Annotated in this window: 14 protein-coding genes and 1 riboswitch; of the genes, 4 read left to right on the top strand and 10 right to left on the bottom strand. The window is 64.9% G+C overall.

Translation table 11 applies throughout. The features are described 5' to 3' along the window. Positions 1-39: 39 nt before the first annotated feature. Positions 40-933, top strand: a complete 894-nt coding sequence (locus M8J71_RS17240; protein WP_256248958.1) for a glucose 1-dehydrogenase — start codon at positions 40-42, stop codon at positions 931-933. 83 nt (positions 934-1,016) lie between these two features. Here the strand turns inward: M8J71_RS17240 and M8J71_RS17235 are convergent, their stop codons facing one another. The 4 genes from M8J71_RS17235 to M8J71_RS17220 form a co-directional block, all read right to left on the bottom strand. After that, entirely contained in the window at positions 1,017-1,460 is a 444-nt protein-coding gene (locus M8J71_RS17235; RefSeq protein ID WP_256248957.1) for a DUF1810 domain-containing protein, read from the bottom strand. Then, positions 1,444-2,013, bottom strand: a complete 570-nt coding sequence (locus M8J71_RS17230; protein ID WP_256248956.1) for a DNA alkylation repair protein — start codon at positions 2,011-2,013, stop codon at positions 1,444-1,446. Before M8J71_RS17230 ends, M8J71_RS17235 begins: the two co-directional genes overlap by 17 nt. Then, a complete protein-coding gene (locus M8J71_RS17225) occupies positions 2,010-2,369 on the bottom strand; it encodes a TraR/DksA family transcriptional regulator (protein ID WP_256248954.1) in 360 nt (119 codons plus the stop codon). The genes M8J71_RS17230 and M8J71_RS17225 overlap by 4 nt, the downstream gene beginning before the upstream one ends. 137 nt (positions 2,370-2,506) lie before the next feature. Beyond that, complete coding sequence (locus M8J71_RS17220; protein ID WP_256248953.1) at positions 2,507-3,481, bottom strand: dienelactone hydrolase family protein; 975 nt, start codon at positions 3,479-3,481, stop codon at positions 2,507-2,509. 306 nt (positions 3,482-3,787) lie between these two features. Continuing rightward, positions 3,788-3,951: riboswitch (cyclic di-AMP (ydaO/yuaA leader) on the top strand. Between the two features lie 3 nt (positions 3,952-3,954). Between M8J71_RS17220 and M8J71_RS17215 the strand changes: the two genes are divergently transcribed. After that, positions 3,955-4,794, top strand: coding sequence for a C40 family peptidase (locus M8J71_RS17215; RefSeq protein ID WP_256248952.1), 840 nt, complete (start codon positions 3,955-3,957; stop codon positions 4,792-4,794). 148 nt (positions 4,795-4,942) lie between these two features. Here M8J71_RS17215 and M8J71_RS17210 read toward each other — a convergent pair whose 3' ends face one another. The 6 genes from M8J71_RS17210 to M8J71_RS17185 form a co-directional block, all read right to left on the bottom strand. Continuing rightward, entirely contained in the window at positions 4,943-6,418 is a 1,476-nt protein-coding gene (locus M8J71_RS17210; protein ID WP_256248951.1) for a protein adenylyltransferase SelO, read from the bottom strand. Between the two features lie 3 nt (positions 6,419-6,421). Next, positions 6,422-7,879, bottom strand: coding sequence for an APC family permease (locus M8J71_RS17205; RefSeq protein ID WP_256248950.1), 1,458 nt, complete (start codon positions 7,877-7,879; stop codon positions 6,422-6,424). An 88-nt stretch (positions 7,880-7,967) separates the two neighbouring features. After that, positions 7,968-8,891 carry a ribonuclease Z gene (locus M8J71_RS17200; RefSeq protein WP_256248949.1) on the bottom strand — a complete coding sequence of 308 codons (924 nt, stop codon included), beginning with the start codon at positions 8,889-8,891 and terminating at the stop codon, positions 7,968-7,970. Between the two features lie 67 nt (positions 8,892-8,958). After that, positions 8,959-9,144, bottom strand: coding sequence for a hypothetical protein (locus tag M8J71_RS17195; RefSeq protein ID WP_256248948.1), 186 nt, complete (start codon positions 9,142-9,144; stop codon positions 8,959-8,961). Between the two features lie 122 nt (positions 9,145-9,266). Next, positions 9,267-9,695, bottom strand: coding sequence for a hypothetical protein (locus M8J71_RS17190; RefSeq protein WP_256248947.1), 429 nt, complete (start codon positions 9,693-9,695; stop codon positions 9,267-9,269). Positions 9,696-9,773: 78 nt separating this feature from the next. Further along, entirely contained in the window at positions 9,774-9,986 is a 213-nt protein-coding gene (locus tag M8J71_RS17185; protein WP_256248946.1) for a hypothetical protein, read from the bottom strand. A 481-nt stretch (positions 9,987-10,467) separates the two neighbouring features. Here M8J71_RS17185 and M8J71_RS17180 point away from each other — a divergent pair, with 481 nt between their 5' ends. Together M8J71_RS17180 and M8J71_RS17175 are read left to right on the top strand one after the other, a co-directional pair. After that, entirely contained in the window at positions 10,468-11,982 is a 1,515-nt protein-coding gene (locus M8J71_RS17180) for a DUF4389 domain-containing protein (RefSeq protein WP_256248945.1), read from the top strand. A 90-nt stretch (positions 11,983-12,072) separates the two neighbouring features. After that, the gene (locus M8J71_RS17175) at positions 12,073-12,831 is read left to right on the top strand and encodes an SDR family NAD(P)-dependent oxidoreductase (protein WP_256248944.1); all 759 of its coding nucleotides are present in this window, start codon (positions 12,073-12,075) and stop codon (positions 12,829-12,831) included. Position 12,832: the final 1 nt, after the last annotated feature.

The following is a 12,832-nucleotide window of genomic DNA, read 5'->3' as shown; positions in this document are numbered from 1 at the left end:
TTTTACCGTGTTCCACCCCTACCCAACAGGAGGACCACCATGACAGACCAGTACACCTTCCGCGACCCCGTGACCGCTTACGGAAAAATCTCTCCCCCCGAGCAGCACCAGCCCGAGCCGGGCCTGGACGCTGAGCTGGAGCCTAAAGCCGACCTCGGCGAGAATACCTACCGCGGGACCGGCCGGCTGGAAGGCAGGAAGGCTATCGTGACGGGAGCGGACTCCGGCATCGGGGCAGCCACCGCCATCGCCTTCGCCCGCGAGGGGGCCGACGTCGTCCTGTCCTACCTGCCGGAGGAAGAAGAGGACGCAGCGCGTATCGCCGGACTGATCGAGGCCGCCGGCCGCAAGGCCGTCAAAGTCCCCGGGGACCTAAAGGACCCCAACGTCTGCCGCGAAGTGGTCGACACCGCGGTGGCCGTGCTCGGCGGCGTGGACATCCTGGTGAACAACGCCGGCAAGCAGGTGGCGCAGGAGGAGCTGACCGCCATCACGGACGAGCAGTTCGACCACACCCTAAAGACCAATGTGTACGCGATGTTCTGGCTGACCAAGGCTGCCCTCCCGCACATGCCCGCAGGATCAACCATCATCAACACCACGTCCATCCAGGCCTACAACCCGTCCCCAACGCTGCTGGACTACGCCACCACCAAGGGCAGCATCAACAACTTCACCAAGGGACTGGCCCAGCAGCTCGCGCCGAAGGGCATCCGCGTCAACGCCGTAGCGCCGGGACCCATTTGGACGCCACTGCAGGTCAGCAGCGGCCAGCCCAAGGAGGAACTGCCGGAGTTCGGCCAGTCCACTCCCCTGGGCCGGGCGGGACAGCCGGCGGAGCTCGCCCCGGCATATGTTTTCCTGGCATCCCCGGAGTCCAGCTACGTCATCGGCGAAACGCTGAACGTCAACGGCGGCAGCCCCTCGCCGTAGCGTTGAGCTACAGCTTGTGAGTCCGACGGCGGTACCTTGCGCAATTGCGCAGGGCGCCGCCGTCGGCCCTTAGGCGTTAGCCCTTACTGTTCGTCCTTGCCCGCCAGCAGCTCGTCGGTAGCGGCATCGGGCTGCCCATCGAAGAACTGGGCCAGGACGGTTTTGAAGACGGTCTCCCCGGGAGCTGCACGGAGGAACAGCGTCATGGACGACTGCAGCTTCCGGGCGTCGATTCCGCCGAGGATGCCCTCCGCCGGGCGGCCTTTGTGGTTGGTGACGGCAAGTGCGCAGTCGAGCAGCCTGGGGCCCAGCATGGGATGGTCCAGGTAGTCCCGGGCTTCGGCAAGGGAGCTGATGGCGTACCGGCGAGACATGTCGCTCTGGCCCAGTCCGGCGATCTGCGGAAAGATGAACCACATCCAGTGGCCGGATTTCCTTCCCAGCTGCAGTTCGGCCAGGGCCTGGTCATAGGTTCCGCCGCTGTCCTGGGCGGCGACGAATCGGTCCAGGTTATAGGGATCGTTCATGGGTGTCTCCTTGTGGTGGGGCTTCGGGGGCAGGTTGCTGTGCGAGGTAGGCGGCGGCGCTGCGCAGCCGGCTGTCGGAATCCGTCCGCCACCGGGCGAGGACAACATGTGCGCGTTGCCGGTCACGGCCGCTGAGCCGGGCCAGGAAGGGCGCCACGACGTCGGCCAGCAGGGGTTCGGTCAGTTCGTTCGTGCCGGCAGAGCGCAGGAAGCCCTCGATCCGCGTCAGGTCCGAATGGCGCAGGAGTGACTCCCTGGATTGGAGCAGCACAACGGCGGCGAGCCGGCGCTCGAAAACTGCTCTGGAGCCGGGCTTGGGCTGACCCCACAGGGCCGATGCCAGCTGTACCACGGCGTCGTGGTCGAAGTCCTTGTACTTGCGGAGTGCGTCGCGGATGGTTCCCCGGACAGCGCCCACTGAGGAGCCGTAGGAGGCCAGCTGCCCGCCCAGCCGGCCCTCGACGTCGTCCGCCCGGTACCAGGCACCCTCGTTCTGCAGCGTGCGGTCAATGAAGGCGGCGGCAGCCGTCACCTGGTCCACGCCGCTGCTCATTGACCGCGGCCTGCCGATGCGTGCCGGATGCAGACCGGGGTCCACGGCCGTGCCTCCAGCCTGCCTTCGGCGATGGCTTCCCCGCAGACCGCGCAGGTCCCATAGGTGCCGGCGGCGATCCTGGCCAGGGCCGCCTCCACTTCGCCGAGACCAGCACTGCTCTGTTTCAGCAGGGCGGACGCCTGGGACAGCTCGAAGGCGATGGTGGAGCCCTCCGGATCATGTTCGTCGTCCACGTTGGAGTCCTGGCGCGCTGAATTTGCGGAGGCGATGTCCGCACGGAGGGCCGGCAGGAGGGCCACCTTCCGCTCCCGTTCCTCCTCAAGCAGGATCCGAAACCGTTCGTAGTCGGGCATGGGAAAAGCCTACGCGGGGTCAGTACCAGTTCCTCGCCACCGGGTGGTTCCAGGCGGCGCACGGCGCCCTGGGAAGCACGCTGGCCAGCGGCGCCTGGCTTTATAACAAACCGTCACACAGTTGGGAAGCTAGGCCCTTACAGGTGCTGGCCGAACCACGCGAGGGTATCGTTCCACGCAGCCGTAGCCTGGGCTTCGTTGTAGCGGTCGCCGGTGTCGTTGTGGAAGGCATGGTCAACGCCGGGATAGACGGTGAGCTGATGGACAACATCAGTGGCTGCGAGCGCATCCTTGAGAGCAGGCATCGCGCCCGTGATGCGCTGGTCAAGTTCGGCGTAAACCCCGAAAACGGCGGCCTTGATGCCGGGCACTTTGCCCAGGTCAGGGGCTGGCCCGTAGAACGCCGAGGTGGCTTTCAACCCGTCCAGCTCTGTGGCCGCCTGCCAGGTGATACCGCCGCCGAAGCAGTAGCCGGTCATGGCGATACGTCCGCCGTCCACGAAGTCCTGGGCTTTGAGATACTCCAGCGCTGCTGCGAAGTCGGCAACGTGGCGCTGGGCGCCGGCCTGGGTGAGGGCACCGGGAACAGCGTCGCGGTCCATGTTCGCAGTCCCGCCCTCCCGGCTGAGCAGGTCAAGGGCGAGGGCGGCGTAACCCTCTTTCGCGAAGCGGCGGGCCACATCTTCGATATGGGGTGTCAGCCCGCGGTTCTCATGGCAGATCAGCACGGCAGGGCTGCGCCCTTCCTGCTCTGGCCTGGCCAGATAGGCGCTGACTGAGGTTCCGCCGGACGGAAACTGTACGGTCGCCGTCGTCATCCCTGGCGCACCCTCGGGTACGGAAAGCGGGCTCTTCGCCCCGGGCACTGCACCGGAACCGGCAGTCCCGGCGGCCGAAGAGGTTGAAGGCTCCGGGGTGGGCATGGGGTCGGTGCTCCGCGGCACCTCACTGGGCGTGCAGCCCACCAGCAGCATCGCCGCCGCGGCGGCTGCCATGCTGCCGGTGATGAACGCAACCCGCCGGGTGAAAGTCCGCTGACTCAGCGCCCCGGCACGGTAGTCGTCAAAAAATTCCTCGATCAGGTATTTCTCATACTTGCCTAGCTGGGTCACTGTGCCTCCTCGCCGGTGCCGAACATCCTCCTCCCTCCGGTTCTTCCGGGCAAGGGTTATGCGTTCACTTTTCGAATCCCTTTATCAGTTTGTGACAAAGACCACGGCCGGTTGCTCGGCGCGCCTATCTCGCGAGGTCAGAAGGATGTGGGTTATGAATCTATTCATTTGCCAAATGCGATAGGAGCACCTCGTATGTTACCCAAACGTGACAATGGGCCTGGAATCAGGTTATGGTCTTCAGGTGTCCCTCTCAGACGGGACATTCCCGTCAGTATGCCGAGCCCTGCCACTGACCCGGGATTCAATCGTTTCCAGCTGGCAGGGACGGGGGAACCAAGTTTCCGCGGCCTCATTCGAGGCCTTGGGGTTAAGTCGATAGCGCCTCCGTTCCGTTCGGAGTTGCTGCCGGCCGGGTATCTCCAACCCGAACCCGACAGCTCACCCCGCAGGCATGGGAGAGGCGATCAACCGTGTCAAAAAATTCCACCACCGCCCGTCACCGCGCGACTCCGGCCCGCTCAATCGCGCTCCAGGGCTTGGCTGTCTCAGCCAAGTCGCTTGGCCGCCCGGCGCTCGCCGTAGCCGCAGCTTCCGGCATTGCCTTCGGTGTGGGGGCTCCAGCCTATGCAGGCGTGGGCACCCCGGACACCACCGAGACCACTAACACCCAGGCTTATGCAGCGCCGGCCGCTGCAGTGGCTGCCCCTGCAGCAGCTGCAGCCAACGTGCACACCGTCGTCTCCGGCGACACCCTGGGCGCCATCTCGGCCGCCAACGGTGTAGCCCTGAATGACGTTCTGTCCGCCAACGGTCTGTCGATCGACACGATCATCTTCCCCGGCGACCGGATCCAGATCCCCGGCGCCGGCGCCGTTGCAGCTGCTCCGGCTCCCGTCAAGGCTGCTGCCGCTCCCGCTAACACCGGAATGAACATGTCCTACACCTCCACGGCGCCTGCTCCGGCTGCGGCAGCACCCGCTCCGGCTCCGGCAGCCACCGGCACCGGCACCGGCGCAGCCATCCTGGCCAATGCTTACGGCCAGGTGGGCGTCACACAGGACTGCACCGCGATGGTGGAAAAGGCCCTGCGCACCGTGGGCAAAGGCGTTGGCGACCTGGCCCCCACTCAATTCTTCCAGTACGGCTCCACTGTGGCCACCCCCGCTCCCGGCGACCTGGTGATCACCCCCACCCACGTGGGCGTCTACGCCGGTGACGGCCAGGTGGTCAGCGGCGGCGTAAACGGTAACCAGACGCTGGTCCACTCGATCAGCTGGCTCAGCGCTCCGTCCTTCGTCCGCGTAGCGTAATCACACCACCCCGAACAGGGGCGGCAGACGGGATTGTTCCCGGCTGCCGCCCCTGTTTTGTTGCCGGGCTCCGGCAACCGGGCTTCCGGGAAGCCTGCACTTCCGCCGGCCTGCCCGCAGGTGGCGTGACTGCTTGTGCTGTGGCTGCCTACGTGCCGCAGAAGGTCTGGTAGCTGCCGAAGTCCTCCGGCGCTCCCTCGGCGTAGCGTTCGAGCCCCGGCCGCTCGTGGAACGGGCTACGGACCACGTCGAGGAGTTGGTTGAAGGGATCAAGGTTTCCCTCCGTTGCTGCGGCGAGCGCTTCCTCCACCAGGTGGTTGCGAGGTATGTAGGCGGGGTTGACCCTGTCCATCATGCCGGCGTCGGGGTGCAGGGCACGCCACCGTTCCGCCCATGCGTCGAAGGCAGCCAAGTCCAGGACCATCCCCCTGGCAGGGCGTTCATTTCCCCTTGCCGCCTGGGCCAGGTTCCGGAAGAAGGACGTGTAGTCGATTGGTCCGTCCTTCAGGAGGTCCACCAGCCCGTCCACCACCTCCGAGGCTTCTTCAGCCTCAGGGGTTTCCGCTGGTGCTGCTGCCAAACCGACTTTGGTTTTCATGCCGGAGAACCAGGCATCACTGTATTGGCGGCGGAACTTGCCGAGTGCCTCGACGGCAGGGGCCACGGCCTGTTCCTGGTCCTCGTTGAAGAGCGGCAGCATGGCCTCGGCGAGTCGGGCCAGGTTCCATTCGGCAATGACGGGCTGGTTGGCGTACGCATAACGCCCGCCGACGTCAATGGAGCTGTAGACCGCAGCAGGATTAAAGGCGTCCATAAAGGCGCAGGGGCCGTAGTCGATGGTTTCGCCGGAGATGGTCATGTTGTCCGTGTTCATCACGCCGTGGACGAATCCCACCAGCATCCACTGCGCCACCAGCGATGCCTGGGCGGCCACCACCCTTTCGAAGAGCTCGAGGTAGGGTTTTTCTGCCGTGGCGGCATCAGGGTAGTGCCGGCTGATGGCGTGGTCCGCCAAGCGGTGCAGGAGCTCCAGGTTTTCGGTGGCCCTTGCGTATTGGAAACTGCCCACGCGCAGGTGGCTGCTGGCTACCCTTGTCAGCACAGCCCCGGGAAGCATCGTGTCGCGGCGGACCGGGCGGCCGGTGCCCACCACGGCAAGGGAACGTGTTGAGGGGATGCCGAGTGCGTGCATCGCCTCACTGATGAGGTACTCCCGCAGCATGGGTCCGACGACGGCACGGCCGTCCCCGGCGCGGGCGAACGGGGTGCGGCCCGAACCTTTCAGGTGGACGTCCCGAAGCCTGCCCTCCGTGTCGGTCACCTCACCGAGAAGAAGGGCACGCCCGTCGCCCAGCAGGGGCGAGTAGCCACCGAACTGGTGGCCGGCATATGCCTGCGCAACCGGCGTCGATCCCTCCGGAACGTGGTTTCCCACCAGGAGCCGTACGCCTTCAGGGGACCGGAGGTATTCCGGATCAAGCCCCAGCTCCCTTGCCAGCCCGTCATTGAGGATGTGCAGGCTCGGCTCGGGGGCTTCCTCTGCCTGCCAGGGAACAGCGAGCTCGGACAGTTCCCTGGCGAAGCGTCCGTCAAAGGTGACAGTTGATTCTGCAGCAGCTGTCATGTGTTAAGCCTTTCCACTTGCTTCGTTTTCAGGTTGACCCTGGTTCGTTCTCCGGTTGATCAGCCACGTGATGAACCAGAGCACAACACCGATGGCCATCAGGCCGCCGGCAATCTGGTATTGGATGACGTTCCTGCCCACCCAGGGCCCGGCCAGGAAAGCGCACAGCAGGGCGGCCACCACGGGCAGCTGCCCCGGGGAGGTGAAGAACACCTTGCGGTTGGGGTCCCGCTTGCGCCGCAGCACCACACACGCCACGTTCACTACCGTGAACACGCACAGCAGCAGGAAGGCCGTGGTGCCCGAGAGGTTGGCCACGATGTTGCTTTCCGGATCGCTGGTCACGTACAGGATGAGTCCCAGTGCCAGGACGGTTGAGAAGAGGATGCCCGCCCACGGCGTGCGGCGGACCAGCAGGACTTTCCCGAGGGCCCGTGGCAGGACGCGCTGGCGCGCCATGCCGTAAATGAGGCGGCTGGCCATCAGCATGTTGATCAGCGCCGTATTTGCCACGGCAAAGACCGCCAGGAACGGGAAGATCCTGTCGATCGGGAAATCGGGTGAGCCTTTGTGGACCACTTCAAGGAGGGCCGCACCCTCGGCTTCCCGGATGTTCTCCAGTTCCGTGGGAGTCAGCACGCTGACCACGGAGACCGCGACCAGCATGTACAGGAGCACGGCTATTCCGAGGCCGGTCAGCATGGTGCGCGGGAAAATCTTTTCCGGATTCCTGGTCTCTTCAACCATGTTCACGGAATCCTCAAATCCCACCATGGCGAAGAACGCGATGGAGGTGGCTGCGGTGACCGCAAGGAACATTCCCTTGTCCTGGTAATCGTTGAAGACGAAGATCTCGCCAGGGTTCCCCGTCCCCTGGGACATCACGAAGAAGCCGACGCCGATCACGATGCACAGCGCGATCATCTCCACCAGGGTGAGCACCACATTGAACTTCACGCTCTCCCCCACGCCGCGGAGGTTGATGGCGGCGAGGAGCAGCATAAAGCCCATTGCCACCGCGGTGATGACACCCTGCCCGGGAAGTCCCATCCATCCGTTGATCTCGAACCCGCCAAACAGGTTCTGGGCGAGGACGTTCGCTGAGGTGGAAGCGCTGGTGATGCCTGAACAAACTACGGCAAAGGCCACCAGGAAGGTGACGAAGTGGATGCCGAACGCCTTGTGCGTATAAAGGGCGGCACCGGCAGCCTGCGGATACTGCGTGACCAGCTCCAGGTAGGAGAAGGCTGTCAGAGTGGCCACCACGAAGGCCAACAGGAACGGCAGCCACACGATGCCGCCCACTGTGCCCGCCATGGTTCCGGTGACTGCATAGACGCCTGCACCCAGGATGTCACCCACGATGAAGAGCAGGAGGAGCTTGGGGCCAAGGACCCGCTTGAGTTCGGGTTCCCTTCCTTCAGGAGTAGCGTCGAAGACTTCTTCGGAAGTTTTGCTCATTGTCGACCTCCACAACACGGTGGGCGGGTGGGCCCGGGGTGCATACCGGATAATTCACTCTCTACCTCATGGTTGGGTTTGGCAATCATCAGCCCCGCCCTTCGCCGCTCGTCTGGATGGGCTCCTGGTGCCGCCGCCGCTTGGGAAAGGCAATCCGTTGCAGGTCGTGCGCGGTGATGACCTTTGGCCGGGCGGCACGGGCAGCGGCCTGCGCACCCAACCCGCTGACGTCGTCGTACCTGGCCGAAAAGTGCGTCAGCACAAGGGTGTTGACATCGCCGCCGGCCGCCAGCGCGCCGGCCTGCCCGGCTGTGAGGTGACGGTACTGGGCGGCGAGCGCGGCGTCGTCGTCGCTGAAGGTGGACTCCGCAACAAGGAGGTCGACGCCGTCCGCCAGGTCCTCCGCGCCCGCACAGGGAGCGGTGTCCATCACGAAGGCGAAGCGCTGACCAGGCCGGGGAACGCTGACGTCGTTAATATGGACGCCGGCCAAGGTCGCTTCACGCTGGAGGCGCCCGACGTCGGCGCCCGTAATCCCTGCTTCGGCAAGGCGGTCGGGCAGCAGGGTCCGGCCATCCGGTTCGACCAGCCGGTAGCCGTAGGTCTCGATGCGGTGCTTCAGCGGCCGGACTTCCAGGCCTTCTGCCACAGTCCCGCCCCCGCTGTGCGGATGAAGCCGCAGGTCTATCCCCGGCGAGCTGATGGACACCAGCGCACGGACCACCTCCGCGCCGGACGCCGGGTAGTGCAGGTGGACAGGGTGGGCCACACCGTCCAGCGCCATGCGCGACAGCACGCCGGGAAGGCCGAAGCAATGGTCTCCGTGGACGTGGGTGAGGCAGATGCGCGTGATCTGGGTTGCGGAGACGCCGGCAAGGATCATCTGCCGCTGGGTTCCCTCGCCGGGGTCGAAGAGCAGCCCCTGGCCATCCCAGCGAAGCAGGTAGCCGTTGTGGTTGCGGGTCCGGGTGGGAACCTGGGAGGCGGTGCCCAGGACGACGAGTTCTCGCATGTTTAGTGGGACCAAAAAGCAGGTTCCGGAATGATCCGGGACCTGCTTTGTGGTTCAGTGTGACGGGTCAGCGCCGCTTGAGCATGCCCATGATTTTGCTGGCCATGCCGCCGGTGCCCGGCCGGCCGCCCATGGCGCCTGTGGTGGGCGTCCGCCCTGTGGCGTTCATTCCGGTGCCTCGGACTGTTCCGCCGGTGCCGGACCTGCCTGCGAATCGTCCAGCGGCATTCCTGATCATGCTTCCCAAGTTCATGTGAAACTCCTTCAGTCTTGATCCTGCCAACCGATATTCATCAGCCTGCTTATCATTTTAGCGTAGTTTCGATTTTCGGCTAGGGCAGGAGCCCTGCCATCTTCCTCCGCCGGCGTTGGGTGCTAGCGCTCCATGTCATCCGGATCGAATTCACTGAGGGGCGAGCCGCCGAAGTTTTCCTGGTCGTCACTGGCGTCCGCTTCCGGGCCGGTGGGGTCTTCGCCGAAGTCCACGTCGGCGACCGCCTCGCCCAGGGTCGGCGTGGTTGCCGGGAGTTCATCCCCGGCCCCGTCGCGGGTCGCCTTCATGTCATCGCGCAGGGTCTGATCGCTGAGGAAATCCTCCTCCTCGCCGGAGACTTCGTCCTGCAGCAGCGGATCCTCCTGCCAGCGGTCCGGGTTGTTCTCCGCTGCGCCGGGGTAGTTGTCAGGCTGGCCGCCGGTCACGGGATCCAGCTCAAGGGAAGAACCCGCGCCGGGGGTCTCGTCAAGGAGCACATCGTTCTCTTCGACGATTTCAAGTTCGTCGTCAGGCAGGTTCTGTTCCGTCATGGTGATGCCTTTCTCTTCAGCGGCTTTGCGGATAATAGTAAGCATACTGACGAACGGGGTGGGGTGTGAACTCCTGCATCATTGCAGGAGCCACGATCCATCCTGCGGCGGCTTGGGCTTATGGCGCAGCTTGCGGATCAGGACAAGGAAGGGCCAGGCCAGTAGTTGCAGCACGCCGGCAGTGAGCAACAAACCGACCACAAGAACAAGCACAGGCGAGTACAGCAGGAAAACACCAACTCCGGCTGCAATGTAGCCGGCAATCAGCGCCAGAACGGCCCCAGGGTCCACGGGGACTCCTCTTTGGTTTTGTTAAGTCATGGATTTTGTGATGAGTGCTGCGCGGCAGGCCGGAGCACGGCGGTTGAAGGAGACTTTGCCCGTTACATGCGGCCCGCAGCCCAAGGGGCACCGAGCCGCGGAAAACCGGCAGTCAGAGGGGTTCGAGCAACCGCTAAGCATCACTTCCGGAACGCTGGGGATAACCACACCCAGTCTGCAATGGTGGCCGCACACTTCCTAACGGTGACCCAAGCGTACTCTCCTCCCGGCAGGCGGGGAAGTAGCGGCGCAGGGCGGGGCAGCAGGGCTGCCCAACCCCTCCCAGGCACCCCGAAACCGCCCCAAATTTGGTTATCGACAAGCTGTTCCATCGAGAGCACACTGTCCCTACGCTGGGCGGCCTCCCCGCGGACTCCGGGCAGTTCGCGGGTATCAACGCAAACAGGCGCCGTCGGCACTGGACGGCCCCGCAGAGAGGCGGGACAGCATCGTGAAAAAGACCGCTGCAGTGATAGTTCTCATCCTGGGGATCCTCATTTCGCTCCTTGGCTTAACGGTCCTGGCCGGAGGAACCGTGGCGTCTGTAGTGGGCTCCGCCCAAGGCGACGGGTACCTGACGTCAGGCACTGCCCGCCTTTCCGTTGGGTCGCACGCTCTGACCACGCCCCGGCTTGACGCCGTCGGCGAGGGCATCCCGCCACGCCTGCCCTTCGACGTCGGCACGCTCAGGCTGCGGGCCTCCTCCGCGGAAACCGGCAAGGAGATCTTCATCGGCATCGCTTCCCAGGCCGACGTCGAGCGGTACCTTGCGGGCGTGCACCACTCGGAGCTCCTTGACGTGGACAGCCGGCCCTTCCGCGCGGAGTACCGGGACATTCCGGGCACCACCCCACCCTCACCGCCGGGAGAACAAACGTTCTGGACCGCATCCGCCTCGGGTGCCGGAGAGCAGGAGCTCACGTGGGATCTTGCCGCCGGCAGCTGGGCAATTGTCATCATGAACGCCGACGCCAGCCTCGGCGTCGACTCACAGGTGCAGGCCGGGTTCCGGTCCGACCTGATCCGGCCGGCAGCCACGGGGTTGCTCGTGGGCGGAGCCGTTGCACTAGTGATCGGGATTCCCTTGCTCATTCTGGGAGCCGCCGGACTCGGACGGCATGCGGAACCGCCCTCCGGTGGACCGGGCGGGGCACTGCCCGGCACCCCGGTGGGAGTTCCGGCAACGCCGGGAGCAGCTCAGCTCACCCTCCCCCGCCCCGCGGAGCCAGCGGACCGGATGCCCTACCCGGCACGGCTCACCGGCGAACTTGACCACGCCCTGTCGCGCTGGATGTGGCTGGTGAAATGGTTCCTGGCCATTCCGCATGTCATCGTGCTGGCCTTCCTTTGGTTCGCCTTCCTCGTGACCACGATCTTTGCAGGGTTCGCCATCCTGTTTACCGGCCGCTACCCGCGGCGGCTGTTCAATTTCAATGTGGGAGTTCTGCGGTGGAACTGGAGGGTCGCCTTCTACGCCTACGCCGCCGCAGGCACGGACCTCTACCCGCCCTTCACCCTCGCCCGCACGAACTATCCTGCCGACTTCGAAGTGGACTACCCCGAACGGCTTTCCCGCGGGCTGGTCCTGGTCAAATGGTGGCTCCTGGCAATCCCGCACCTGCTCGTCGTCGCCGCGCTCGCCGGTACCACCTGGACCTGGCAAGCGGATACGGGTGATCTGGGGACCACCTACGAACGTGGAACAGGACTCTCCCTGCTGGGGCTGCTTGTCCTGATTGCCGTGGTGGCCTTGCTCTTCACCGGCCGGTACCAGCGCCCGCTGTTCGACCTGATACTCGGGATCAACCGCTGGATATACCGCGTCCTCGCCTACACTTCGCTGATGCGTGACGAGTACCCGCCGTTCCGGCTCGACCAGGGCGCCGGGGAAGTCCCGCGGCCGGTCCTGGCCCCGCCACATGAGGGGACGCCTCTCCCCAGGCGCGGCGCGACGGAAGGGCAATAGGCTGGCTTCCAGCTCCAGGCTGTAGCGTGGATCACAGCCTGCAACCATCGGAAGTGCCGCGGATGCCGCGGCAACTGAGAGGAAGTCAAAATGGCACAGTTCACCGGCAAAGTCGCCATTGTCACCGGAGGCGGCTCCGGCATCGGCGAAGCAATCAGCAAGGAGTTGGCTGCCAAAGGGGCCAGCGTCGTGGTCACTGATATCAACCTTGAGGCGGCGCAACGTGTTGGCCAGGAAATATCCGACGCCGGCGGAACCGCCTCGGCGGTAAGGCAGGATACTGCCAGCAAGCAGGACGCCGAAATGGTGGTCCGCCACGCCGTGGATACATACGGGGCATTGCACTTGGCGGTGAACAACGCCGGCATCGGCGGCAAGCAGGCACCAGCCGGTGAAACGGACCTCGACGAATGGGACAAGGTCATTGGCATCAACCTCAATGGCGTCCTCTACGGGATGCGGTATCAGATCCCCCGGATGCTTGAGGCCGGCGCAGCGGGATGCTCGATTGTGAACATGGCCTCCATCCACGGCACAGTCGCTGCCCTCGGCAACGGCGCCTACACCGCTGCCAAACATGGCGTTGTGGGGATCACGAAGAATGCGGCGGCCGAGTACGGCCCGCAGGGACTGCGCATCAACTCCGTCGGCCCCGGCTACATCCGGACACCGCTCGTCGAAAGCAGTCTCAGTCCTGAGATCCTGCAGGTCCTGAAGGGCAAACACGCCCTCAACCGCCTGGGTACCGCGGAGGAAGTCTCCCACCTCGTTTGCTTCCTGCTGTCAGAAGAAGCTTCCTTCATGACAGGCGGCTACTACCTGGTGGACGGAGGCTACACCGCCGTCTGAC

Origin of the sequence: Pseudarthrobacter sp. R1 (genome assembly GCF_024494415.1) — a bacterium.
Taxonomy (GTDB): Bacteria; Actinomycetota; Actinomycetes; order Actinomycetales; family Micrococcaceae; genus Arthrobacter.
This window is presented reverse-complemented; position numbering and strand designations above follow the sequence as displayed.

Excerpts from the sequence above, each read along its gene's own strand:
- M8J71_RS17240 (WP_256248958.1), top strand. The coding sequence starts at position 40 with ATGACAGACCAGTACACCTTCCGCGACCCCGTGACCGCTTACGGAAAA.
- M8J71_RS17235 (WP_256248957.1), bottom strand. The coding sequence starts at position 1,460 with ATGAACGATCCCTATAACCTGGACCGATTCGTCGCCGCCCAGGACAGC.
- M8J71_RS17230 (WP_256248956.1), bottom strand. The coding sequence starts at position 2,013 with ATGAGCAGCGGCGTGGACCAGGTGACGGCTGCCGCCGCCTTCATTGAC.
- M8J71_RS17225 (WP_256248954.1), bottom strand. The coding sequence starts at position 2,369 with ATGCCCGACTACGAACGGTTTCGGATCCTGCTTGAGGAGGAACGGGAG.
- M8J71_RS17210 (WP_256248951.1), bottom strand. The coding sequence starts at position 6,418 with ATGACAGCTGCTGCAGAATCAACTGTCACCTTTGACGGACGCTTCGCC.
- M8J71_RS17205 (WP_256248950.1), bottom strand. The coding sequence starts at position 7,879 with ATGAGCAAAACTTCCGAAGAAGTCTTCGACGCTACTCCTGAAGGAAGG.
- M8J71_RS17200 (WP_256248949.1), bottom strand. The coding sequence starts at position 8,891 with ATGCGAGAACTCGTCGTCCTGGGCACCGCCTCCCAGGTTCCCACCCGG.
- M8J71_RS17195 (WP_256248948.1), bottom strand. The coding sequence starts at position 9,144 with ATGAACTTGGGAAGCATGATCAGGAATGCCGCTGGACGATTCGCAGGC.
- M8J71_RS17190 (WP_256248947.1), bottom strand. The coding sequence starts at position 9,695 with ATGACGGAACAGAACCTGCCTGACGACGAACTTGAAATCGTCGAAGAG.
- M8J71_RS17175 (WP_256248944.1), top strand. The coding sequence starts at position 12,073 with ATGGCACAGTTCACCGGCAAAGTCGCCATTGTCACCGGAGGCGGCTCC.